Annotated in this window: 24 protein-coding genes; 9 read left to right on the plus strand and 15 right to left on the minus strand. The window is 59.3% G+C overall.

The genetic code is table 11. The annotated features are described in order from the left end of the window. Window positions 1-224 precede the first annotated feature (224 nt). Complete coding sequence (locus BHU62_RS02925; protein ID WP_073529068.1) at window positions 225-506, plus strand: YjcB family protein; 282 nt, start codon at window positions 225-227, stop codon at window positions 504-506. A gap of 17 nt (window positions 507-523) precedes the next feature. Here the strand turns inward: BHU62_RS02925 and BHU62_RS02930 are convergent, their stop codons facing one another. Further along, window positions 524-973 (minus strand): MarR family winged helix-turn-helix transcriptional regulator, encoded by a 450-nt coding sequence (locus BHU62_RS02930; RefSeq protein WP_073529069.1) that lies wholly within the window; start codon window positions 971-973, stop codon window positions 524-526. A gap of 261 nt (window positions 974-1,234) precedes the next feature. Here BHU62_RS02930 and BHU62_RS02935 point away from each other — a divergent pair, with 261 nt between their 5' ends. Further along, complete coding sequence (locus BHU62_RS02935; protein ID WP_073529070.1) at window positions 1,235-2,434, plus strand: multidrug efflux MFS transporter; 1,200 nt, start codon at window positions 1,235-1,237, stop codon at window positions 2,432-2,434. A gap of 163 nt (window positions 2,435-2,597) precedes the next feature. Here BHU62_RS02935 and BHU62_RS02940 read toward each other — a convergent pair whose 3' ends face one another. From BHU62_RS02940 to BHU62_RS02955, 4 genes are all read right to left on the minus strand, one after another. Continuing rightward, window positions 2,598-3,089, minus strand: coding sequence for an ester cyclase (locus tag BHU62_RS02940; RefSeq protein ID WP_073529071.1), 492 nt, complete (start codon window positions 3,087-3,089; stop codon window positions 2,598-2,600). A 9-nt stretch (window positions 3,090-3,098) separates the two neighbouring features. Then, a complete protein-coding gene (locus tag BHU62_RS02945) occupies window positions 3,099-3,551 on the minus strand; it encodes a MoaF-related domain-containing protein (RefSeq protein WP_236720601.1) in 453 nt (150 codons plus the stop codon). A gap of 311 nt (window positions 3,552-3,862) precedes the next feature. Continuing rightward, the gene (locus BHU62_RS02950; RefSeq protein WP_073529073.1) at window positions 3,863-4,297 is read right to left on the minus strand and encodes a glyoxalase; all 435 of its coding nucleotides are present in this window, start codon (window positions 4,295-4,297) and stop codon (window positions 3,863-3,865) included. Window positions 4,298-4,314: 17 nt separating this feature from the next. Continuing rightward, a complete protein-coding gene (locus tag BHU62_RS02955; RefSeq protein WP_073529114.1) occupies window positions 4,315-5,184 on the minus strand; it encodes a helix-turn-helix domain-containing protein in 870 nt (289 codons plus the stop codon). Between the two features lie 181 nt (window positions 5,185-5,365). Between BHU62_RS02955 and BHU62_RS02960 the strand changes: the two genes are divergently transcribed. The 3 genes from BHU62_RS02960 to BHU62_RS02970 are packed head-to-tail and all read left to right on the plus strand — an operon-like array spanning window position 5,366 to window position 7,949. Beyond that, the gene (locus tag BHU62_RS02960) at window positions 5,366-6,283 is read left to right on the plus strand and encodes a DMT family transporter (RefSeq protein ID WP_073529074.1); all 918 of its coding nucleotides are present in this window, start codon (window positions 5,366-5,368) and stop codon (window positions 6,281-6,283) included. Window positions 6,284-6,337: 54 nt separating this feature from the next. Beyond that, window positions 6,338-7,234 (plus strand): PhzF family phenazine biosynthesis protein, encoded by an 897-nt coding sequence (locus BHU62_RS02965; RefSeq protein ID WP_073529075.1) that lies wholly within the window; start codon window positions 6,338-6,340, stop codon window positions 7,232-7,234. 49 nt (window positions 7,235-7,283) lie between these two features. Then, window positions 7,284-7,949 (plus strand): dihydrofolate reductase family protein, encoded by a 666-nt coding sequence (locus BHU62_RS02970; protein WP_073529076.1) that lies wholly within the window; start codon window positions 7,284-7,286, stop codon window positions 7,947-7,949. 42 nt (window positions 7,950-7,991) lie between these two features. Here the strand turns inward: BHU62_RS02970 and BHU62_RS02975 are convergent, their stop codons facing one another. Next, on the minus strand, window positions 7,992-9,608 hold the full coding sequence (locus BHU62_RS02975; protein ID WP_073529077.1) for a serralysin family metalloprotease: 1,617 nt from the start codon (window positions 9,606-9,608) through the stop codon (window positions 7,992-7,994). 99 nt (window positions 9,609-9,707) lie between these two features. Next, window positions 9,708-9,908: a hypothetical protein gene (locus tag BHU62_RS02980; RefSeq protein WP_073529078.1), complete on the minus strand. Its 201-nt coding sequence runs from the start codon at window positions 9,906-9,908 to the stop codon at window positions 9,708-9,710. A 111-nt stretch (window positions 9,909-10,019) separates the two neighbouring features. On the opposite strand from BHU62_RS02980, the gene BHU62_RS02985 reads away from it, so the two are divergent. Further along, window positions 10,020-10,373, plus strand: a complete 354-nt coding sequence (locus tag BHU62_RS02985; RefSeq protein WP_073529079.1) for an AprI/Inh family metalloprotease inhibitor — start codon at window positions 10,020-10,022, stop codon at window positions 10,371-10,373. Window positions 10,374-10,378: 5 nt separating this feature from the next. Here BHU62_RS02985 and BHU62_RS02990 read toward each other — a convergent pair whose 3' ends face one another. Next, entirely contained in the window at window positions 10,379-10,900 is a 522-nt protein-coding gene (locus BHU62_RS02990; RefSeq protein ID WP_073529115.1) for a chromate transporter, read from the minus strand. Then, window positions 10,897-11,457, minus strand: a complete 561-nt coding sequence (locus BHU62_RS02995) for a chromate transporter (protein WP_073529116.1) — start codon at window positions 11,455-11,457, stop codon at window positions 10,897-10,899. The genes BHU62_RS02990 and BHU62_RS02995 overlap by 4 nt, the downstream gene beginning before the upstream one ends. 102 nt (window positions 11,458-11,559) lie before the next feature. Between BHU62_RS02995 and BHU62_RS03000 the strand changes: the two genes are divergently transcribed. Beyond that, the gene (locus BHU62_RS03000) at window positions 11,560-12,471 is read left to right on the plus strand and encodes a LysR family transcriptional regulator (protein ID WP_073529080.1); all 912 of its coding nucleotides are present in this window, start codon (window positions 11,560-11,562) and stop codon (window positions 12,469-12,471) included. Between the two features lie 27 nt (window positions 12,472-12,498). Here BHU62_RS03000 and BHU62_RS03005 read toward each other — a convergent pair whose 3' ends face one another. Together BHU62_RS03005 and BHU62_RS03015 are read right to left on the minus strand one after the other, a co-directional pair. Further along, window positions 12,499-13,602 (minus strand): nuclease, encoded by a 1,104-nt coding sequence (locus BHU62_RS03005; RefSeq protein ID WP_073529081.1) that lies wholly within the window; start codon window positions 13,600-13,602, stop codon window positions 12,499-12,501. Between the two features lie 505 nt (window positions 13,603-14,107). After that, window positions 14,108-15,028 carry an alpha/beta hydrolase gene (locus BHU62_RS03015; RefSeq protein ID WP_073529083.1) on the minus strand — a complete coding sequence of 307 codons (921 nt, stop codon included), beginning with the start codon at window positions 15,026-15,028 and terminating at the stop codon, window positions 14,108-14,110. A 151-nt stretch (window positions 15,029-15,179) separates the two neighbouring features. Between BHU62_RS03015 and BHU62_RS03020 the strand changes: the two genes are divergently transcribed. Both BHU62_RS03020 and BHU62_RS03025 read left to right on the plus strand, forming a co-directional pair. Next, the gene (locus BHU62_RS03020; RefSeq protein WP_078062001.1) at window positions 15,180-16,091 is read left to right on the plus strand and encodes a LysR family transcriptional regulator; all 912 of its coding nucleotides are present in this window, start codon (window positions 15,180-15,182) and stop codon (window positions 16,089-16,091) included. Between the two features lie 603 nt (window positions 16,092-16,694). Beyond that, window positions 16,695-17,609: an AraC family transcriptional regulator gene (locus BHU62_RS03025; RefSeq protein ID WP_073529085.1), complete on the plus strand. Its 915-nt coding sequence runs from the start codon at window positions 16,695-16,697 to the stop codon at window positions 17,607-17,609. 39 nt (window positions 17,610-17,648) lie between these two features. On the opposite strand, the gene BHU62_RS03030 is transcribed toward BHU62_RS03025, so the two are convergent. From BHU62_RS03030 to BHU62_RS03045, 4 genes are all read right to left on the minus strand, one after another. Beyond that, the gene (locus BHU62_RS03030) at window positions 17,649-19,112 is read right to left on the minus strand and encodes an aldehyde dehydrogenase family protein (protein ID WP_073529086.1); all 1,464 of its coding nucleotides are present in this window, start codon (window positions 19,110-19,112) and stop codon (window positions 17,649-17,651) included. A gap of 22 nt (window positions 19,113-19,134) precedes the next feature. Beyond that, window positions 19,135-19,884 (minus strand): SDR family NAD(P)-dependent oxidoreductase, encoded by a 750-nt coding sequence (locus BHU62_RS03035; protein ID WP_073529087.1) that lies wholly within the window; start codon window positions 19,882-19,884, stop codon window positions 19,135-19,137. 128 nt (window positions 19,885-20,012) lie between these two features. Beyond that, window positions 20,013-20,645: a LysE family translocator gene (locus tag BHU62_RS03040; RefSeq protein ID WP_073529088.1), complete on the minus strand. Its 633-nt coding sequence runs from the start codon at window positions 20,643-20,645 to the stop codon at window positions 20,013-20,015. 67 nt (window positions 20,646-20,712) lie between these two features. Continuing rightward, complete coding sequence (locus tag BHU62_RS03045) at window positions 20,713-21,528, minus strand: AraC family transcriptional regulator (protein WP_073529089.1); 816 nt, start codon at window positions 21,526-21,528, stop codon at window positions 20,713-20,715. Between the last annotated feature and the right edge of the window lie 144 nt (window positions 21,529-21,672).

Consider the following 21,672-nt stretch of genomic DNA (forward strand, 5'->3'; position numbering starts at 1 on the left):
TATCGGGCGCACCGCCCCATGAAAAGGTTGCTAATGAAATGGCATAACTGTTTCAGCATATTGGAATGTTACCGTCGGCGTTTTTTTCACCGCGCTCCCCATTGAGCCACCGTTCGCCCCAATGCTACAATGTGATCTTAATCACACTATTCCCGTTATTCCCCCGCATTTCCCTGTCGGCGCCCTGCCGGATGCGGCTTTTTTGTGACATAGGATCGAGTTCGATGAGTGCCATTGCCACCGGTTTAATCATGATGCGCTGGGAGTTGCTGAGCGCCGTGATGATGTTCTTCGCCAGCCAGTTAAACGTCGTTTGCCGTAAAACCAGCCGCAACGGCATGGCGTTCATGTTCAGCAGCCTGGGCCTGTTTACCGCCTGCTGGTTCGTGACGGGCCTGATGGGCATCCACTTCACCCTGGAAGCCTTCACCCAATTCTGGTCATCGGCCTGGGACCGCTATGTGGACGTGGTCAGCACCATGCCGGTCGATTGGCCGATGCCGTAACCTCGCCGCCCCCGCGATTATTCCGTTTCCGTTGACGGCGCCGCCGCCAGCCGCGCCATCAGCGCCCCCGCTTCGATCAACAGCGCTTGCTCCCGCTCGCTTAAACAGCTTTCCATTGCCGCCAGCAGCCACGTTTCACGCCGCGTGCGGCTCTCCTGCAGCAACCCCAGACCGGCGGGCGTCAGACACACCCGCACTCGGCGCTTATCTTCGGCATCCGGCGTGCGCACCAGCAGCCCATCGGCCTCCAGCTCACGCAGCGCGGCGGCCAGGTTAGAGGAGCGCATACGCTCCGACTCCGCCAACAGCGACGGCGTTGCTTCGCCGCCGTGGCGGTCGATAGCTCCCAGCAACAGCAGCTGAGCCCAGGACTTTTCGTCGCTGCGCGACTCGCGCCGCATACGGCGCACCAGCGACATTAACTGCGTACGCAGCAGCGTCACATCTTCAGGATGATCTTTTTTCATTGGCATCAGTCGATAGTGTTCAGTTTATCCCTACTTTCACCCTGCCGGCTCGCGCGGTCAATGACGCCCTGTTCAGCCACCGCGCCGCTCTGGCTTAACCTAATTACCTATGATAATATAGCTATTAATATATAGCAAAAAAGACACTGCAACCGGCAGGGTTACGTTTGCTCACGCATTTGCCCCTCGCCGATTAATTTGCAGTGTTATTATTATTTTGCTTAATAAATCCCTCCTCATTCAACGTGGTACGGTAAGCCGATGGAAGCGTGGAAAGTCAATCTGATCTCGGTCTGGCTCGGGTGTTTCTTCACCGGGCTGGCGATGAGCCAAATCCTCCCTTTTCTGCCGCTGTACGTCGAACAGCTCGGCGTCAGCGATCACCAATCCCTCAGCCTGTGGTCCGGGCTGGTGTTCAGCGGCACCTTTTTAGTCTCGGCGGTGGTATCGCCGCTGTGGGGCAGCCTGGCCGACCGTAAAGGCCGCAAGCTGATGCTGCTGCGCGCCTCGTTGGGCATGGCGATCGTCATCGCGCTGCAGGGGTTAGCCACCAACGTCTGGCAATTGTTCGCGCTGCGCGCCCTGATGGGGCTGACGTCCGGCTATATTCCCAACGCCATGGCGCTGGTCGCCTCGCAGGCGCCGCGCGATAAAAGCGGCTGGGCGCTGGGGACGCTCTCTACCGGGCAGATCTCCGGCGTGATCGCCGGGCCGCTGCTGGGCGGGCTGATGGCCGACCATCTGGGGCTGCGGGTGGTGTTTTTCGTCACCGCCGGGCTGATGTTCGTCAGCTTCCTGGTGACGCTGTTCCTGATTAAAGAGCGGCGCATCACGGTGAAAAAAGCGGATCAGTTGAGCGGCAAGGCGGTGTTCCGCACGCTGCCCTATCCAGCGCTGATCGTCACCCTGTTCGTTTGCACCCTGATGATCCAGCTAGCCAACTCGTCCATCAGCCCGATCCTGACGCTGTTCATTCGCGAACTGTCGGGCGATGTCAGCAATATCGCCTTTGTCAGCGGTATGATCGCCGCCGTACCCGGCATTGCGGCACTGATCTCGGCACCGCGACTCGGGCGGCTCGGCGATCGCATCGGCACCGCGCGCATTCTGATCGCCGCGCTGCTGTTCACCACCGGCCTGTTCGCCGTGATGGCCTGGGTGAATACGCCGCTGCAGCTGGGCATTCTGCGTTTTCTGCTGGGCTTTGCCGACGGCGCGCTGATGCCGGCGGTGCAGGCGCTGTTGCTGAAGTATTCCTCCGATCAGGTGACCGGCCGCATTTTCGGCTATAACCAATCATTTATGTATCTGGGCAACGTGGTCGGCCCGCTGCTGGGTTCAGGCATTTCGGCGCTGATGGGGTTCCGTTGGGTGTTCGCCGTAACGGCGGTGCTGGTGCTTGTCAATGCGCTGCAGCTGCGCAATCAGTTCAATAAGCTGGATAATAAACGCGTGGGATAACGAGGGAATGCCTCAAGCAGTAGTGGGACAATGACGCCCATCAACCGTACCACCACTGCTAAAGGCGGCCGTAGCCTACTCGACGCTGCGGTCATTTGGTACTTATGTAAGTAAATAAAGTGTTGCGCAGATGTAGAGAGGGCCGCCGCAGCGGCCCGCTGCATCAGAACATGGTATTGTCGTTGGCCGATTTTTCCGGCACTTCCTGATTGACGTCCCAATGCTCGGTGATTTTCCCCTGATCGTTCACCCGATAAATATCCACGCTGGCGGTGCCGCGATCCTGCGGGTTATTCTGGTATTGGACGTGAACGTAGACCAGATCGCCGCTGACCGCGCTGCGGTATATTTTGGCGCTGAACTGCGGGTTATCTTTAAAGTTCTGGCTGAAGAAATCCAGGAACGGTTTGATGCCGTCACCGACGAACGGATTGTGTTGTTTGTAATTCTCCGCGATCAGCTTCTGCGCCACGCTGATGTCGTGGCGGTTGAAGAAGCCCGCATACAGCTCTTCCACCACCTTCAGCTTTTGCTGAGCATGATGATAGCCGCCTTGACCGGCCGGCTGCTGAGACGCCGCCCGATCCGTTGACAGCGCCGGGTCACTCGCCAGTAAGCCGCCGGCGATCGCACAGGTGATCAATGCCTTTTTCATAAACGCTCCTTATTTTCCTGAGTGACCTACGATTTTCAACTGCCCTTTCAGATGGGTGAAGCTACCGTCCTTGGCGGCGATGTTGGTGTAAACCTCGCCGCGCTCAAAGTCCTCGATATGCGTCACGTTGTCGCCGGACTGCGGCTCGTGCCAATAGACCATATAGACCTGCGGCCGAATCTCCACCGCGGTGTACTGCACGGTATCGGTGATGCCCTGCGACGCCTCGCCGATGCCGGTGAAGGTCATGGTCTTGTCATCGGTAAAATCCAGCTTGAAGGCGAAATCGCCGAAGGTCACCTGCACCACTTTACCGACCGCAATGAACTGCCCGTGTTTTTCCGTCATCGTCGCCGCCTTATTGTTTGCCAGGGAGGTTTGCGCCGCCGCAGCGGCAGGGAATGCTAGGGGGAAAGTCAGGGCTATCGCCAACGCGATACCCGTTCGCTTCACTGTTTTCATCGTTCCTTCTCCTTTCCGTGGTTGAAAACGAGAATCATTATTATTTCTTAACGATTGGCAGAAATATAAGAATAATCTCTATTCCTATCAGGTACCTGGCGGCGAAATAAGACGGCGGAAAATCGCCGCAAAATGGCATGGCAATAGCGCGTTCTGGCCATTGGTTTTTACGCAATGAACGGGATTACTGTTTCCAGCAAGGGAAACGACTCGGGGTTTTGATGGGTCTATAGCGCAGATCGTTTTAAGCTAATGCGTATTTATTCTTAAGCCGCCCGCCGCAGGAAAACGGCGGCGAACGGCGCGGGGGTTTAGCGCAGCCAGGGTGTATAGGTGACGCCAATCAGCAACCCTTCCGGGCTGAGCAAGCGGGTGACGCTTTGCCCCCACGGCTCTTCGCGGTTGGCGACCAGCAGCCGATAACCGCGATCGATCAGGCCTTGGGTAGCCAGCGCCATATCGGCCACGTCGAACTCGATCCACGCCTGCGGCGTTGGTAAATCCGCCGGCCAACGATCGTCGCCAAAGCAGGACTGCGCCGCCTGCGCCAACGGCCACAGGGCGAAATGCTTCACCCCGTCCAGCGCGCCCTGCTCCGACAGCAGATAGGTTTCGTTGCCCGGCATCGGCTTGAGCGGCAGCCCCAGCGCCTCGACATAAAACGCTTTGCTCTCGTCGCTCTCACGCGTGATCGGCCCGAATCCGGCGACAAACAACACGCCCAGCCCCGCAAATTGTTGATCCATGCTGCTCTCCATTCCGGTTAGCGCCCCTGCCGCACCTGCAGCGGAGCAAATCCATAGGCCGCCTTGAAGCGGTTGCTGAAATGGCTGGCGGAGCTGAAGCCGCACGCCAGCGCGATCTCGGTAATCGGCTGTTGGCTATGCCGCAACAGCTGTTCCGCCCGCTGAAGCCGCGCGCGCATCACGAACTGGTGCGGTGCCAGGCCGGTGGCGTGCTTGAACATACGGGCGAAATGGTATTCGCTCAGCCCGGCCTGCCCCGCCAGATCCGCCAACAGCAAAGGCCGATCGAGGTGGCTTTCGATATATTCCCGCACCCGCTTCGCCACTGCGGGCGCCAGGCCGCCGCGCGCCTGCGGCAATTGCCACTGCAGCTGGCTGTAGCGCTGGATCAGATGCGACATCAGCAGGTTCGACGCGCTGCTGAGCGCCAGCAGATTGGCGCGATCCTGCCAGTCGCAGTTGAGCAAAAACTGGCGATACAGCAGCGTAATCTGCGGATCTTCGCCGAAGCTGCGCTGCTCTACGTTGATCGACGCCGGGCTGCGATCCCAGGTCTGCTCCGCCAGCTGTCGCAGATGCCCGTCGGTGCAATACAGATGCACGAACGACAGATCGCTGCGCACGTCCCAGGTGGAGGCATACTGGCGCGGCATGATGCAAAAACGATCCGGCCCGCCGCCGTTGCGCCAGCCGCCCGGCACCTGCTGGTAGCACTCATAGCCGTCGGCGACGTACAGGCTCAGGGTATGGTGATCGGCGCTTTCCTGCGTGACGCGATCGTTGCTGTTGGACCAGGCGGCCAACTCCACGCCGGTGCCCAGCAGCACGCTGCCGTGCAGCCGCGCCTTATGCTCACGCAGTGTTTCAAACGCCTGATAGTTGGACATCGCCGGCCCCATTGTTCGACATGCCGACAGTGTAAAGAGTGGCGCCGCCGCATACCAGCCGCCACCCCGCGCTTTTGGCAAAAAAAGCGCAAGAATATGCAACTGAGCGCAAAGCGCTGCAAGCGCCGCCGAACGCCAAAGCGGATACTGTGCCATCGGTTTTTTCGGAGTAATAAATAGAATGAATGCGCTGTTGTACCTGGCCGTGGTGCTGATTTGGGGCACCACCTGGATCGCGATTACCCTGCAACAGGAAGGCCCGGTGGCCATTCCCGTGTCGATCGCTTACCGCTTCGCCATTTCCGCTGCGGTGATGTTCGCCGTGCTGCTGTTGACGCGCCGCCTGCGCCGCCTCGCACCACGCGATCATCTGTTCTGCGTGCTGCAGGGCTGCTGCGTGTTCGGTTTCAATTTCTTCTGCTTCTACCATGCGGCGGCCTACATCAGTAGCGGGCTGGAATCGGTGATCTTCTCGATGGCGGTGCTGTTCAATGCCCTCAACAGCCTGTTGTTTTTCCGCCAACGCCCCAGCCCCAACCTGCTGCCGGCGGCGCTGCTGGGGTTGATCGGCATCGTCGCGCTGTTTTGGCAGGATCTGGCCGCCACCCGCATGGCGCCGGAGCTGCTGAAAGGCATCGGCCTGAGCGCGCTCGGCACCTACGGCTTCTCGCTGGGCAACATGATCAGCACCCGCCATCAGCGCCGCGGGCTGGATATCTTTTCCACCAACACCTATGCCATGACCTATGGCGCGATGCTGATGGCGCTGATTGCACTGACGCAGGGCGCGTCGTTCCAGATCGAGTACGACAGCCGCTATATCGGCTCCCTGCTGTATCTGGCGATCTTCGGATCGGTGATCGCCTTCGCCGCCTACTTCAGCCTGCTCGGCCGTATTGGCGCCGGTGCAGCGGCCTACAGCACCCTGCTGTTCCCGCTGGTAGCGCTCACCATCTCAACGATCTACGAAGGTTATCAATGGCATTTCAACGCCGTGCTGGGTTTGTGCCTGATCCTGCTGGGCAACCTGGTAATGTTCGCCAAGCCGGGGTTGATATGGCGGCGGGCGGACATCGCAAAACAAAACTCAACCCTTTGAAGGTATTAGCGAATATCGCTATCATCAGGTTTTGTTGATAACGGACGATAGCGAATGCTCAGAAGTGATGAGGCGCCCCCCCGCGCCTACAAACAGGTGGACGTGTTTACCACCACGCCGCTGCAGGGCAATCCCGTGGCGGTGGTGCTGGAGGCCGAGGGGCTGAGCGCTGCGCAGATGCTGGCATTGGCCCGCTGGACCAACCTGTCTGAAACCACGTTTGTGCTTAAACCAACGCACCCGGCGGCGGATTATCTGGTGCGCATTTTTACCACCGAAAAGGAGTTGCCCTTCGCCGGTCACCCGACGTTGGGTACGGCGCACGCCCTCTTGGAAGCCGGGCTGGTGACCAAACGGCCGGGCGTGGTGATGCAAGAATGCGGCGTCGGTCTGGTGGCGGTCAATACCCTGCCGGAAGGCGCGCTGGCGTTTGCCGCCCCCGAAGTCAGTTTTCGCCCGATGGCGCTTGAAGCGCTCGAATGGCTGATAGCCGCTTTTCAACCTGCGCTGATTGAAGCGGACACCCTGCCGGTGATTGCCGACATGGGCATCCGTTGGCTGATGGTGCGCCTGCCGGACGCACCATCCTGCCTGACTGTGGCGCCGAATCAAGCCGCGATTAAGCAGCTACAAACGGCTTGTGATGTTGATGGCGTCGTGATTTATGGCGCCTATGCCTCAGGCGGGCCGGCCGATTACGAAATGCGCGCATTCCTGGTTGAATGCGGCGCCTTGATTGAGGATCCGGTGACGGGCAGCGCCAACGCCTGCCTGGCGCGCTTGCTGAAGGCCAGCAACTTCCCCGATGGTGGCCGGACCGCACAGGGGTATCAGGTGCGGCAAGGCAGCCAACTGAACAGAGACGGCCGCGTTAGCGTGCGTTTCATTCAGGATGAGCCTTGGGTTGGCGGGCATTGCCGTACGCTGATTAATGGCCTGTTGTGCATTTAGCCTGGCGGCGACTAAACTTTCTGCTGTCACTCACCTGCAGGAGACAGCCATGCGACAGATTATTGCCAGCGCTTTCGTCAGCCTCGACGGCGTGATGCAGGCGCCCGGTCTGCCGGACGAAGATCGCGCCGGCGGCTTTCGCTTCGGCGGCTGGACCGCGCCCTACTGGGATGACGCCATTGCGGAAACGATGAGCGATCTCTTCTCAACGCCTTTCGACCTGCTGCTGGGGCGGCGCACCTACGATATCTTCGCCGGCTACTGGCCGCATATCACTACCGACTCCGCCGCCGACCAGTTCGACGAATTTGCCGCCGGCATCGCCCGCATGTTCAATCAGGCGGTCAAGTACGTCGCAACCCACCACGGTGAAACGCTGGGCTGGGAAAACAGCCAGTGGCTGGGGCGGGACATCCTCGCCCGGCTGCGCGAACTGAAGCGCGGTCAGGGGCCGGTGCTGCTGGTGCAGGGCAGCAGCACCTTGATGCAACAGCTGCTGGCCAACGATCTGGTGGACGAACTGCGCCTGCTCACCTACCCGGTGCTGCTCGGCGGCGGCAAGCGGCTGTTCGATGAAAATGCGGCGCCGGCGGCCTTCACGCTGACCCAATCGGTGGTCTCGCCCGGCGGCGTGATCGTGGCTCACTACCGCCGCGCCGGCGAGGTGACGACCGGCGCCTTCGTGGCGGAAAGGGCCGCGGCGGCCCAGCCGTAAAAAAAGGGCCGTTCGGCCCTTTGCTTTTTCCTCTCATCGCCGTCAGGCAAACAGGATATCGCTCTGCTCCACCAGCCCGACCACGTGGATCTTGAAGTCGGCGGCGTAGCTGTTGCTCTGGGTGTTCAACAGCAGCTCGGTGGTGCCGTTAAAGGCGTCGAAGTTGAGTTGGATCGTCCCTTTCTGGCCACTGAAGGCGCTGCCGCCGTCGATAAAGCGCAGCTCGCTCAGGCTGTTGTTGAAGCGCAGGCCGGAGAGATCGATCTTGTCGATACCGTGCTCGAAGTCTTCGATCACGTCGAATGCCGCCACCGTCGACTCTTTGGCGTTGAGATAGACGAAATAGTCGGTGAAGTTGTTGGCGTCTTTGCCCCCCCACAGATGATCCGCCCCCAGCCCGCCGTACAGGATGTCGGAACCGGCGTTGCCCGCCAGCAGGTTGTCCTGATCGTTGCCGATGATCACATCGCGCCCGCTGCCGCCGATGGCGTTCTCGATGATCGCACCGCGCGCGATAGCGACGTTCTGCGTGCCGCCGCCGACGCTGGAAAACGCGCCATCGTTCAGGTTGATCATCTGCTGCTGGCTGTAGCCGGAGAAGTCCAGCGTGTCGTTGCCGCCGGCGTCCCACACCGCGAAGTTGACCGGTTTGCCGTTGTCCGCCGTGGCGGTCAGGAAATCGCGCCCGGTGTTGGAATTGAAGCCGTACACCGTGTCGCCGGTGCGGGTGCTCATATTGGCGCCATACAGCTTCTGGATCGCGGCGATGTCATCCACCATCGGGCCATAGCCGTACACCCCTTTGGTGTCGGCGCCGGTGTAACCGGCGTTGAAATAGCTCATGATCGAATATTGCAGCGAGTCCTGATAATAGGCCGCGTCGTTTTGGTAGCTCGGATTGCCTAACGACGCATCATAAGATCCCGGGTGTGCCAGCCCCAATGCATGCCCCAGCTCATGGGTGAAAGTCTGGCTGCTAAAGTCGCCGGCAACCGGCGCCTGGTGGGTGGCGAAATTTTTGTTGAACCACACCGTGCCGGCAAAGGCGTTATCGCTGCCCGGCTTGGTGCTCGGTGGGTAATAGGCGTAAGCGTTGATGGCGTTCGGGCCGCTGCCGGCGGCAACGCTGCCGTCGGCGCGCTGGGTGAAGTAGGCGAAGGTGATGTCCGCCCGATGGTGGATATCGGTGGACTGCGTCTGGGTAAAGGTCACGTTCGCCACATCGGCCCAAGCCTGCATCGATTTCAGCGCCTGCGCCTGCGCCGCCAGGGTTAGCGGTTGCAGCCCCTTGTCGCCGTCACCGGTCTGGCCGATGCGGTTCAGCGCGCTCTGCGTCAGGAAGGAATAGGTCAATGTGACCGGCTGGTGATAGACCTGATCGCCATTGTACGACAGGCCCGGACGCGTCAGCTGATCGGCGGCGCGATCGAAGCTGAAGTTGTCGCGGATTTTACCCAGGTTGTTGATGGCGGCTCCGCCGCGCTGGTTGCTGTACAGGTTGGCGTTGTCCAACGTAAACAGCGCACCGTACCCCAGCCCATCATAGGGGCTGCCGGGTTGGTGATAGTAAAACTGATAGTTGTGATCGTAGGGGGAAGTGGCGGCCAGGCTGGTGAACTCATCGTCATCTTGCAAAATGTCATTGTGGTTGCGGCTCATTGCATTCTCCTTTTACACAATAGGAACCCATTCGCTTTGCAAGACTATTCATCAGTCGTTCTAATCTAAGCCAAGGCTTAGGATTGACCAGTATAGTGATTAACCCCGGCGGCGCGAGGCCGCCTGCTCTCGCTCCACTGCGACGGGCATCAGGATGGAGAAAATCATAACAATTTGTATTCGCTCTACATTAATTAGAAAAGCAAGGGTATCGACGACCTGATGGCTCGTCTTTTTGGGCGTTTTATCGCCAGTTGGATCAGAATAAACGAGGATTAAAAACCCTAATCCTTCTCTCATCATCGCGCCGGGAACGTGCTAAGGTGTGAACGGACAGCCGAGAGGAGTGACCCGATGCCAACCCTTTTCCTTACGCGCGCCTTGCGCCGCGCCAGCCTGACAGGAGTCGTTATGAGCTTATTGTGCAGCAGTGCCTTGGGCAGTTCACTGCCGCTGCTGGAACCCGCCGCGCTGAAGGGCGACTGGCAGCTCGCCGCCATCGGCGACGGCAAAGCCGTCTGCGAGGTGCAATTGAGCGACGAAGCGGTGGCCAACACCAACGCCTTCCGTTTCAGCGCCTCCGCCCAGTGCCTACAGCCGCTGGCGCTGTCGACATTACCGGTCGCCTGGCGGCCCACGCCGGACGGCATGACGCTGACCGACGCCGAAGGCGGCATGGTGGCGTTTCTAGCCCTGACCGCGCCAAAGCGCTATGAGCTGATCGACCGTAGCGGCCCTTCACGCTTCGTGCTGATCCCGCGTTAACCACCTCAGGCGAATAGCAACCCAAGCAGCGCGCCACCCGCCAGCACCCACAGCGGGTGGAGGCGCTTGCTCATGCTCAGCCCCGTCGCCAACGCCACGATGGCCGCCAGCCGCCAGCTGGGCGCGGAAGCCTCGGCGATCAAGATGCCGCTGGCCGCCACCAGCCCTACGGTCAGCGGCACCAGCCCAACCTGCACGATGCGGCGCCACGGGCGATCTTTGAAGCGCCGCCAGGCCCCCATCACCAGCAGCGTGACGATGGATGACGGCCCAAATTTGGCGACTGAAGAAACCAACAGACCCGCCCAACCGGCCACGTGCCAACCGACCAGCGGCACGATCATCATGTTCGGCCCCGGCGCGGCCTGTGCCATGGCGAACAACGCGCTGAACTCCTGAGCGCTCATCCACTGATGCACCTCCACCACCTGCCGCTGCATCTCCGGCAGGATGGTCATGCCGCCGCCAAACGCCAGCAGCGAGAGTTCGGTGAAGATCAGCGCAAGCGCAAGCAATACCCCGCTCATGACGGCCAGCGCCACATCAGCAACATGCTCAGCGGCGCCAGCACCAGCATGGTCGGCAACAGCGGCAGGCGTAGCCAGGCGATGGCGATCAGCGCCAGCGTGACGATCGCCAGCGCCGGCCATTTACCGCGCAGCGGCAGCAGCATCTTTATCCCGGTCGAGAGCAGCAGCCCGGCGGCGGCGGCGGCCAGGCCGGCGAACACATGCTGCACGTGGGGATCGTTCTGGAAGCGTGCGTAAACCACGCCCAGCCCCACCACGATCGCCGTCGGCGCGCTAATCAGGCCGAGCAAGGCGCACAGCGCGCCGCGCAGCCCGCGAAACTCCATACCCACCGCCACCGACAGGTTGATCACATTGCCGCCGGGCAGGAACTGGCACAGCCCGAGCAGCTCGGTGAATTGTTCGCCGCTCAGCCAACGCCGGCGCTCCACCAACATGCTGCGCGCCAGCGGCAACACGCCGCCGAAGCCGATCAGCCCCAGCCACAGAAAGCCCACAAACAGCTCCGCGTTACCCGGCGCCGGGTGCGGTTTTAACGTATTGATATCTGACATGACATTGCGTTCCACATCGCTTGTTTTGATGTTTGGTATCATGCGCGCCGCCGTGCCATGATGTCTAATGCATTCCGGAACAACTAAAGATACCTTTGAGGTATGGCTATGATCGAACTACGCCGCCTGCGGGCGTTCGTCACCGTGGTGGAAGAAGGCAACATCACCCGCGCCGCCGAGCGGCTGTTTATCCAGCAGCCGCCGCTGACCCGTCTGTTACAGGGTTTGGAAGACGAATTGGGCGTAAAACTGTTGCACCGCCTGCCGCGCGGCGTGCGCGTCACCGAAGCGGGCGGCGTGCTGTTCGAGGAGGCCCGCGCTCTGCTGGCGCGCTCAGAACACCTGCGCGAAGCGGTGCAGCGCGCCGCCCGCGGCGAACAAGGGCACATCGCCATCGGCTTCACCAGTTCCGCCGCGTTGCACCCGTTCGTGCCCAATCTGCTGCGCCGCTACCGCGACATCCTGCCGGGCATCACTACCCAGTTGGAAGAGGCCGGCAGCGGCGAACTGATGGAGGCGTTGCTGGAACAGCGCCTCGACGCCGCCTTCGTGCGTTCGCCGGCCAGCGGCATTCGCGGCCTGAGCGTGGAGCCGGTGCTCAGCGAGCCGATGATTGTCGCCCTGCCGCTGGGCCACCGGTTGGCGCAAGAAACGCAGCAGCCGCTGCCGCTGGCCGAACTGGCTCACGAGGCGTTTATTCTCTATCGCCGCCCGGCGGGCCAGGGACTGTATGACGCCATACTGGCCGCCTGCCACCGCGCCGGCTTCAGCCCCCGTATCGTGCAGGAAGCACCGCGCCTGCCGGCCACCCTCAGCCTGGTCGGCGCCGGGCTGGGGTTGTCAGTGGTGCCCGGCTCGATGCGGCGGCTGGGCGGCGACGGCATCGTCTACCGCACCCTCGCCGAAGAGGCGCAGCTCAGCGCCCCGCTTTACCTGGCGCTGCGCCGCAGCCCGGCCTCGCCGATCGTCGAGCGGTTTCGTCAGTTGGTGCTGGAGACCGTGGGGGAGAGTTGAAAATGACGATCCCATCGCCCAGCCCAATTACGCATCCGCATCCCAATGGCGGAAATAGCGTTTCAGCTTTTCAATGGTATGCCGCCACTTCGGTGCCGTCGGTTTACATACCGTATTCTGATTGCCGAAGAAGCCCACTTCATTGACCGCATCTTCTTCACTGCGGGTTTCCAGCCATTTCACCGGGACAAAATACTCTGACTTGTCCGGATCATCGGCATTGCGGCGATACAGATCGCGATACTTAAGCACTTCCATCGCCGATTTTTCACCGTCTTCGGTGTTAACCGTAAAACTGCTGACAGGCTCTACAGCGCTCTGGACCAAACCGACGCCCACGTAGCCCGTTGCCGGGATCTTTACCCACACGCGGTCGCCGGGCTGGAGCTGTTTTAAGGTCTGGCTGTACCAACTGCCGCCACCGGCACTGATAAACCCGTAGCGGCGCGCCTCTTCCCAGCTCCGGCTGAACGGATCGCCAAATGAAACATAGAACTCCCCGTTCCAGGGATCTTTGGTTTTAGCGCTGGTTCCTGCGGTGGCCTGCGCGGCATTGGTTTGCGTCTCGCTCGGATCGAGAAGCCAGGCGCGGCTTAAGAACTGATCGTCACCGTGCTGGAACACTTTAAAGAACAGCACGTTAATCGAGATGCCATTCTTACTGAGATAGTCCACGATGCGCTCGGTCGAAGGGTCCAGTTCTGCCGCCACGATGATAATTTGGTGTGACTGGTTAAGAGAGTCCTCTTCCAGCTCAGTGTTGAATCGTTGCTTAAACGCCTCCCCCAAATTGCCGCCGCCGGAGAATTTCTCGTAAATCTGCGACAGACGATCGGCAGTGAGATCATCCACCCAGGAGGCGTAGTCCAGTGCCTGCGCCACCACCTCACGCGGTGTGCGATCGCGTTTCAGCTCAATCAGAATCAACGAGGCATCCGGCGCGATAGCCAGTAGATCGATACGCCCCTTATCGAGGGTATTTTCCTGATGGCCGATAAGCATCCACTGATCGGAGAGAATGGTAGGATCGCTTAAGATCATCTTCTCCAGCAACTGTTCGCTGGCGAGTTTGCTGATGGTCAGTGGCTGAGGGGCATCACCCACCCGCCAAATTGCATGATGAAGCGGCATCGTCCGTTCCTTAGTTTAACGCGGCGTCGAAAAGCGTATCCGCCAGGTGTAACTGGGTTTGCCGGGCGAATTGCGGACGGAATTAGCATTGTTCGCAAATAAAAACGCCATTCCGTTTATTTCTTACTGTTTTTTCTTGCCTGCTTTTTAGCGGATTCAGTTACTCTAAACTTGATATTTCAAGCGTATTTGTTGTCTTTAGCCCCTGTAAGTCCACGCTGGCAGAGATTTCAATAGTACTGGTCTATGATTTTACACAAGTCAATGCCTTAAGTAATGACCTGAAATGAGTTATCAGGTTATTGACACCTCCATAATCGCTCCCCGTTCAGATGTCGCCAGACAATCGCATTACATCGAAAACCCCGGCCTACCTGCTGGCGGGCAACTTCAATAATCAGGTTGAGGACTTGCAGGATAGACCGAAGGACAAGCGGGTCATGTCACCGCGCAGCCGCTGGCACCACGGCGAGGGAAGGCTCTCCCTCGCCCTCCGGCCTGCCGCTTACAACGTGGCGTTAAAGAACGGCACCAGCTTCTCCAGCGCCTGGGCTACCGGCTCCGGTTTGTCGTAGAGATCGTAATGCGACCAGCCTTCCACCACCACCAGCTCTTTGTGCGGCGATTTGGCGCGGCGCACGATCTCATAGCCGTCACGCAACGCGCCGAACAGGCCGGGTTTGCTGCCGACGATCACCAACAGCGGCTGGGTCAGCAGCACTTCCGCCAGGTGGAACGCGTCCCAGCCCACAGCCACCGCGTTATGGGAATACAGCGTCTTGTTTACGCCGTTCGGCTTCTCGCCGCGTGCCGTACGGTAGTATTCCGTCGCCTCGCGCAGATCGATATCGGCACCGTCTTGTTGTGCCGCCTCCACGCTCGGGTACAGTCCTACGTCCACGCGCAGTGCCGCACCGCGCGCCTCTGCGGTGCGCTGCCGGGCAATATCCTCCAGAAAAGCCACAGGATCGCCATTGGCCAACACGCCCTCGCGCATCACCCGGCCATAGTTGGCGCCGGTGATGGTCGCCACCGCTTTGATGCGCCGCTCCGTCATCGAAGCGTTGATGGCGTAACCGCCACCGCCGCAGATGCCGAGCACGCCGATACGCTGGTCGTCAACGTAATCCAGCGTCACCAGATAATCGGTCACAACGCGGAAATCTTCCACGCGCTGGGCGGGATCTTCGATAAAGCGCGGTTCGCCGCCGCTCTCGCCCTGGAAGCTGGCGTCGAACGCGATGACCACAAAGCCGGCTTTCGCCAGCGCCGCGCCATAGACGTTGCCCGAGGTCTGTTCTTTGCAGCTGCCGATCGGGTGGGCGCTGATGATCGCCGGGTATTTCTTCCGCTCGTCGAAATCCGGCGGGAAATGAATATCCGCCGCGATGTCCCAATACTGACGTTTGATTTTGACTGTTTTCATCATGAGTTCCTCACAGGGTTGCAGGCTCGGGAAACGCATTCGGCATCGCTTCCTCTGGGATAGCGCTCACTTTAGACGCCGTATTGTTCTTTGAGAAGCACAGGGAATGGACTACAGTGTTAAGCTGTTATTTACAATGCGGAGCGTATCGATGGAGCCTTCCCTGCTTCCTTCATTGGCGTGGTTCGCGCATATCGCGCAGCATCGCAGCTTTACCAAAGCGGCGGCCCAAATGGGCGTTTCCCGCGCCGCGCTGTCGCAAAACCTGAAGGCGCTGGAAAAACAGCTGAACGTCAAGCTGCTCTACCGCACCACCCGCGATATGTCGCTCACGGAGGAAGGGCAACGCCTGCTTGAAGCTCTGGCCCCCGCCCTCAACGCAATCGAACACGCCGTCGGTACGCTGGAAGAGCGTCGCCATGAGCCGGCGGGGCTGCTGCGGATAAACGCCTCGCGCACGGCCGCCAAGCACTTTATCGAACCGCATGTCGGCGAATTTCTGGCGCGCTATCCCAGGCTGAAACTTGAGCTGGTGATGGACGACGGCATGGCCAGCATCATTTCCGAAGGCTACGACGCCGGCGTGCGGCTGGGTGAAAGCCTCGCCGAGCATATGGTGGCGATCCCCATCACCCCGCAGGTGCAACTGGTGGCGGTGGCCACGCCGCAGTACCTCAGCCGTTACGGCACGCCCGCCACGCCGGCGGATCTGGTCAACCACAACTGCATCGCTTTTCGCCACGCCACGAGTGGTGCCATTTATCAATGGGAGTTTTCCACCGTCGAGCGGCACGCGCGCCATACCTTTTCCGTCGAACCGAAAGGCAGTGTGATCACCAACGACGACGACGGCATGATCCGCGCCGCATTGCAACATGTCGGCATTATTCAGCACTTTGATTTCGCCGTGAAGGCACTGGTGGAACGCGGTGAATTGGTGCGGATCCTGCAGCCCTGGTCGCAGCCGTTTCCCGGCTTCTACCTGTATATCCCCTCCCGTGAGCACATGTCTTCCAAGGTCAGGGCGCTGCTGGACTTTCTGGTCGAAAAGCGCGCAGGCTAAGCCGGCCTGCGCGCCTTTTCACTTTACTGCCTATGCAGTTCCGCTGCCCTTTAATGGGGCAACGACAACGGCTTCCTGAGCAGCAATTCCGACATATTAAGCTCGGTGCTTAATACCACATGCCAGCTGGCACCGGGCTGCGGCGGATAGTTCATAGTTCGCCGGGCAGCCGCTGTTATGCGCGGCAACCGCCAGCAATACGCCAAACCCGTAGGAGGAGAAAATGAAGGCCAGGTCGATATTACTCAGGGCAAGGGTTTCTTAATATAAAGGATATAACGGCGTAGGAAAGCCGCTGTTCAACAAGATAAAAAATAAAGCGATCGTCAACGCCGCCAATAGGTTCAGCTGGCTGCGGTTTGTCTGGTCAGACGTCATTATGTCACCATCATGGAAAATACCGCTCGTAGCACCCGACCGGATCGTGAACTTTCGCGCTCGCACTTTTTTTCTTATCATTCGGACAGGACGGCGGGATAGCCTGTACACCGGCTTCCACCTCACCCATAATGCGTTCACCTCGCCGTACTGCTGGGGTCATATATAACCCTGGCAAAATAGCGACTATGCTCAACAGTAAACGCATCAGACAAGCAGGTAATAATGGATCCGTTATCCGATATTGTTTCCAGGCTAAAAATCAGCAGCCAGAAAATTGTGACGTTTGACATGCGCGCCAATACCAAGGCGCTGTTTCCCGACTATTCCGGGATGAAAATTTATATCGCCAAGCGTGGATCTTTTTTCATTAAAATGGCGGGCGATGCAAACAGTTACCCGATTGAACAAGGCGATGTGCTGATCTTATCCAGCGGGCGCGAATTCAGCATTTTTGATAACCCTAACGCGCCGGCCATCGATATAAGAAAAATTCACGTGATGAAAGACCGCTCCTCCTGCTTCAGCAACGGCGGGTGCGATTTCTCATTTGTGGGTTGCCGTTTCGTATTTCAGATCAACGATACCTTCCGCTTTATCACCAGCCTGCCCGAACCCATCGTGATCAAAACGCAGCGGGAGGAGAACGCCGGCATCAAGGATTTCTTGAGCCGTCTCTCGTCGGAGATAGAAAAGCCCGGCCCAGGCAGCGAGCTTATCACCGAGCATCTCCTGCAGATCATTTTGACGCAGGCGCTGCGCATGCTGCTCTCTTCCGGCGCGCTCGGCCGCGGCGAGGGCTGGTTTTACGCGATGGCGGACAAACACATCGGCCTGGCGCTGACCCGCATACACGACCAACCGGGCAGGAAATGGCGCCTGGACGAGCTCGCCGGCGTGGCCGGCATGTCGCGCACCGCCTTCACCACCCGGTTTAGAAAGCTGGCCGGCTACAGCGTCAACGAATACATTCGCATCTGGCGTTTTAGCCTGGCCATCGAGCGAATGGTCGCCAATAAGGAAAAAATATCCCAGATCGCCTTTGACCTGGGATATGAATCGGAGAGCGCCTTCAGCACCGCGTTCAAGAAAAGCATGGGCGCATCGCCAAGGAGTTATATCAGCAACCATACCCCCTAAGCGGCCAAAAGGGGGCACGTCCCTGTGCCGGTCTTTTCCTTATTCTGCAAACCAGGCCGCGGGCAGATCCGTCTGCAGCGTGATGGTTTTTATTTGCGTGTAGGCATTGAGCGTTTCTTTGCAGAACTCGCGGCCGATCCCGCTATTCTTGTAACCACCGAACGCGGTGCCATCGGTAATGTTCGAGTAGCGGTTGATCCAAACGGACCCGGCTTCCAGCCGATCTGCGGTCGCCAGGGCATTTTTCAGGCTGCGAGTGTAGATCCCCGACGCCAACCCATATTCGCTGTCGTTAGCCTGGGCGATCATCTCGTCGTAGTCTGACCATTTGATCAGCGTCAGCACCGGCCCGAAAATTTCTTCCTGGCAAATGCGCATGCCATTTTCCGCGGCAAAAATCGTCGGCTCAATGAAGTAGCCGTGCTCGCAGCCGGCGACGGCGCGGCGTTTGCCGCCGGTCAGCAGGGTGGCGCCCTCCTCGAGGCCGGTCCGAATATAAGCCAGCACCCGCTCGCCCTGCTTCTCAGAAACCAGGCAGCTGACCCGGGATTGCTCGGCCAACGGTGAACCGACGCGCACCCGTTCGAAAGCCGTCACCAGTTTGGCGCTGAAACGGTCGTAAATGTCCGCGTGGACGAACAGCCGGGTGCCCGCCAGGCAGGACTGGCCGTTATTGTGGATGGCGGCGAAGGTCACGTTGTCCACCACTGCGTCCATGTCTTCGATGTCCGGGAACACAATATTGGGGCTCTTCCCGCCCAGCTCCAGCGTGACGGGCACCAGCCTCTCCGCGGCGGCCTTGGCGACCAGCTTGCCCACCTCCGTGCTGCCGGTGAATGAAAGCTTGCGCACCTTCCGGTTGCCGGTCAGCGCCGCCCCCGCCACGCTCCCGAGCCCGGTAATGATGTTGACGACGCCGGCAGGGAAAATGTTGGCGATCATCTTGCCCAGCTCCAGCGTGGAGAGCGAGGCGTTTTCATCGGCCTTCAGCACCACTGTGTTGCCGGTCACCAGCGCCGGCGCCAGCTTGAACGCCGCCATGATCGCCGGCGCATTCCAGGGGATAATCTGCCCGCAGACGCCAAGCGGCTCGCGTTTCGCCAGGCTGTAGCCGTCCGCGATGCTTCTGCCGCTGTCTTCGTGCCCCATGACAACCGCGGCGAAATAGCGATAGTGTCTGACCGCCGTTTGATAATCGCGGCGCACTTCGCTGATACAGCGGCCCACATCCTGCGCGTCGATTTGCGCCATTCTTTCCAGATCGCTTTCCAGCACATCCGCCAGCTGTGCTACCAGGCGGGCGCGGGCCTGCTGCCCTAATGCCTTCCAGGCGGGGAAAGCCGCTTCCGCCGCCAACACGGCGCGCTCGACGTCCCGTTCGTTACAGTAGTGCAAATCCGCCAGGTGCTCCCCGGTCGAGGGGGAAATAATGGGATGAATGTCCGTGCCATCCAGCTCGAATACGCCGTTAATCAGTGGCCCGTAGGCTTTATCTAATGTCATCTCTGTTCCATTCATCGCTAAATTAATGCAAACCGCCGCCGACGATCAGGCTCTCGCCGGTCACCCAACCCGCCTCGTCCGAGGCGAGATAGGCCACGGCCGGGGCGATATCCTCCGGTGTGCCGATGCGCCCCAGCGGGGTGATGGATTCAATGTGCGTTTTAAAATCGGTATCGAAAAAGCCGCTGTCATACACGCCTTCCGTGATGACCAAGCCAGGATTGACCGCATTGACCCTGATCTTGCGCCCGCCAAGCTCGTTGGCCAGCGTCTTGGTGATCGAATCCACCGCGGCTTTGGAAGCGGTATAAACCAGCGAATTGGCCGGCGTAAACGAGGTCACGCTGGAGCTGATATTGACGATGCTGCCGCCCGATTCAGGCATGGCAGCGACCGCCGCCTTGCAGCAATAAATCAGCCCTTTGACATTTAAATTGAAGTGCCTTTCATATTCCGCGTCGCTAAATGCTTCCAGGCTATTGGTGGCATAAACCCCGGCGTTATTGACCAGCACGTCTAATCGACCATACTGCTCGACAATGTTTTGCATCAGGCCGTTGACTTCGGCCTCAATGCCGACATTGGCCTGCAGCGGAAAAGCGACGCCGCCCTGCTCATTGATCTCTTTAACCAACCGGTTGGCATCTTCACGCCCGCGGGAATAGTTAATGAAAACCACGGCGCCTTCCGCCGCCAGGCGTTTAGCAATGGCTGCGCCAATTCCCTTTGAACTGCCCGTTACCAGGGCAACTTTATTTTCAAAGCGTTTCATTAGTCATTCTCCTCAGTGTCTGTGAAACTCGGGAGAAGATTACGGTAAATGCTCGCCGTGCAGCATAGCGGGGCGAACATAAAACCTTATCGAACGAACAACTTTGCCCAAAAGAGAATTGACATATTTTAGAGTAAACGCGCGGCTAAAATGGCGCAGGCTAATAACAGAATGACGCCACCGAAGCATTTATTGATATAAGTCCCGATGACCGGACGCCGTTTTATACTCAGCGCGATCTTTCCCGCCAGAAATACCAGGGGAACTTCAATCACAAACATAATAACGATGAGTTCAATGCCTAGTATCAGCATCTGCATTCCCGGCCTGCCCGCTTCCACCCGAATAAACTGCGGAATAAACGCCAGCATGAAAATAATGGCCTTGGGGTTAAGCAGGTTGGTCAGCAATCCTTGCGAATAGAGCCTTTTGCGGCTTTGGCGCTCGCCGTGGCTTTCCAGGCCAATCGCATTTGCCTGGGTAAAAATGCCCAACCCGACCCACATGATGTACAACGCGCCGCCAATGACGAAAAGCTGATACAACAGCGGCGAAGAGGCGATCAGCGCCGTGACGCCGGCAATCGCAAGACAGACATGGCATATCACTCCGGTGACCGCCCCCAATACGGTAATCAGCCCCGCTTTCGTTCCCTGGCTGACGGCGTTAGACAATGCGCACAGCATATCGGCGCCGGGAATCAGCGTTAAGACGGCGGCCGAAAGGGCAAATAAACCCAGCGTGGATAATTCGATGACCATGATTTTCTCGCGTCGTAAATAGGCGCATTGTCGGCCCCTGTCAGTCGGCGAGATAGAACGATATTGCTCATAGGCAGCGATCGCGATAGCCGCGCGGTGTCACGCCGTAACTCGACTTGAACGCCCTACCCAGGTGCGACTGATCGGCGAACCCGCAGGCGATGGCGATTTCTGCGATGTCTCCGCCACGGGATAGCAAGGCCTTCGCCTGCTGTAGCCGGAGCTGCCGCTGATAGCGGCTCGGCGACAAGCCGAATGTTGCCGAGAACTGGCGGCAAAGGTGAAACCTGGACAGACCGGCAGCCTGCGCCAGCCTCTCCAGACGCACTTCCCGTGCCGAGTTATCGTGCAGATACTCTTTCGCCCTGCACAAGCCCGGCGCGATGCCGGCGCCTGCCAATGGCGCTCGCCGCGGGGAACACACCGCCAGCAGATCCGCCACACAGTGGCTCCATGCCACCTCCCGGTCAAAATGGCTGGACTGCGCAGTGGTCAATACCGCCGCGGCCTCACACAACCGGTTGGCGAAAGGCGCATGGTTGATGTGTTTCCCCTTCACTGCCGGCGGCAGAGGTATCTCCATGTTTTCCGCCGCGTCCAGCAGCATCTCGTGACTGGGATAAAACATGAAATAATGGCATCCCTCTTCGCCCAGCACCGTCCCGGCATGTATCTGCCCCGGCGCAATGAGGCTGACTTGCCCACGGCTGACGATACCGTCGGCATCGCCTTTGGCGCTGTTGTTATTGGCGCCGCGCAGGACAACGCCAATCGACCAGGTATCATGCCAATGCACGTCAAATCGATGGTCTGAAAAGTCCGCGACGAGCAGTTCAAGCCCACCCAATGCGTCAAAACGATGCATAAATGCCGAATTACCCATCACCTTTTACCCGATTGCCGGTTATCCACGCCGGCCAAAATAACACACAACGTACGGCGTGAAAGCCCTTCGTCGTGCCGGTAAACCGCAAAACCTATAGTGCGTAAAGCGGCGCTCGCCGGTTTAGGCTTTGACCAGCTTATC

It is taken from the genome of Serratia marcescens, assembly GCF_001902635.1.
GTDB lineage: Bacteria > Pseudomonadota > Gammaproteobacteria > Enterobacterales > Enterobacteriaceae > Serratia > Serratia marcescens_F.

What these genes read in the sequence shown, in the direction of transcription:
- BHU62_RS03015 (WP_073529083.1), bottom strand. Translation starts at nt 15,028, where the DNA reads ATGAAAACAGTCAAAATCAAACGTCAGTATTGGGACATCGCGGCGGAT.
- BHU62_RS03045 (WP_073529089.1), bottom strand. Translation starts at nt 21,528, where the DNA reads ATGGGTAATTCGGCATTTATGCATCGTTTTGACGCATTGGGTGGGCTT.
- BHU62_RS02990 (WP_073529115.1), bottom strand. Translation starts at nt 10,900, where the DNA reads ATGAGCGGGGTATTGCTTGCGCTTGCGCTGATCTTCACCGAACTCTCG.
- BHU62_RS02975 (WP_073529077.1), bottom strand. Translation starts at nt 9,608, where the DNA reads ATGAGCCGCAACCACAATGACATTTTGCAAGATGACGATGAGTTCACC.
- BHU62_RS03025 (WP_073529085.1), top strand. Translation starts at nt 16,695, where the DNA reads ATGGATCCGTTATCCGATATTGTTTCCAGGCTAAAAATCAGCAGCCAG.
- BHU62_RS02945 (WP_236720601.1), bottom strand. Translation starts at nt 3,551, where the DNA reads ATGAAAACAGTGAAGCGAACGGGTATCGCGTTGGCGATAGCCCTGACT.
- BHU62_RS02940 (WP_073529071.1), bottom strand. Translation starts at nt 3,089, where the DNA reads ATGAAAAAGGCATTGATCACCTGTGCGATCGCCGGCGGCTTACTGGCG.
- BHU62_RS02950 (WP_073529073.1), bottom strand. Translation starts at nt 4,297, where the DNA reads ATGGATCAACAATTTGCGGGGCTGGGCGTGTTGTTTGTCGCCGGATTC.
- BHU62_RS02955 (WP_073529114.1), bottom strand. Translation starts at nt 5,184, where the DNA reads ATGTCCAACTATCAGGCGTTTGAAACACTGCGTGAGCATAAGGCGCGG.
- BHU62_RS02965 (WP_073529075.1), top strand. Translation starts at nt 6,338, where the DNA reads ATGCTCAGAAGTGATGAGGCGCCCCCCCGCGCCTACAAACAGGTGGAC.
- BHU62_RS02925 (WP_073529068.1), top strand. Translation starts at nt 225, where the DNA reads ATGAGTGCCATTGCCACCGGTTTAATCATGATGCGCTGGGAGTTGCTG.
- BHU62_RS02980 (WP_073529078.1), bottom strand. Translation starts at nt 9,908, where the DNA reads ATGAGAGAAGGATTAGGGTTTTTAATCCTCGTTTATTCTGATCCAACT.
- BHU62_RS03020 (WP_078062001.1), top strand. Translation starts at nt 15,180, where the DNA reads ATGGAGCCTTCCCTGCTTCCTTCATTGGCGTGGTTCGCGCATATCGCG.
- BHU62_RS03000 (WP_073529080.1), top strand. Translation starts at nt 11,560, where the DNA reads ATGGCTATGATCGAACTACGCCGCCTGCGGGCGTTCGTCACCGTGGTG.
- BHU62_RS02930 (WP_073529069.1), bottom strand. Translation starts at nt 973, where the DNA reads ATGAAAAAAGATCATCCTGAAGATGTGACGCTGCTGCGTACGCAGTTA.
- BHU62_RS02995 (WP_073529116.1), bottom strand. Translation starts at nt 11,457, where the DNA reads ATGTCAGATATCAATACGTTAAAACCGCACCCGGCGCCGGGTAACGCG.
- BHU62_RS02935 (WP_073529070.1), top strand. Translation starts at nt 1,235, where the DNA reads ATGGAAGCGTGGAAAGTCAATCTGATCTCGGTCTGGCTCGGGTGTTTC.
- BHU62_RS02985 (WP_073529079.1), top strand. Translation starts at nt 10,020, where the DNA reads ATGAGCTTATTGTGCAGCAGTGCCTTGGGCAGTTCACTGCCGCTGCTG.
- BHU62_RS03030 (WP_073529086.1), bottom strand. Translation starts at nt 19,112, where the DNA reads ATGACATTAGATAAAGCCTACGGGCCACTGATTAACGGCGTATTCGAG.
- BHU62_RS02960 (WP_073529074.1), top strand. Translation starts at nt 5,366, where the DNA reads ATGAATGCGCTGTTGTACCTGGCCGTGGTGCTGATTTGGGGCACCACC.
- BHU62_RS03035 (WP_073529087.1), bottom strand. Translation starts at nt 19,884, where the DNA reads ATGAAACGCTTTGAAAATAAAGTTGCCCTGGTAACGGGCAGTTCAAAG.
- BHU62_RS03005 (WP_073529081.1), bottom strand. Translation starts at nt 13,602, where the DNA reads ATGCCGCTTCATCATGCAATTTGGCGGGTGGGTGATGCCCCTCAGCCA.
- BHU62_RS02970 (WP_073529076.1), top strand. Translation starts at nt 7,284, where the DNA reads ATGCGACAGATTATTGCCAGCGCTTTCGTCAGCCTCGACGGCGTGATG.
- BHU62_RS03040 (WP_073529088.1), bottom strand. Translation starts at nt 20,645, where the DNA reads ATGGTCATCGAATTATCCACGCTGGGTTTATTTGCCCTTTCGGCCGCC.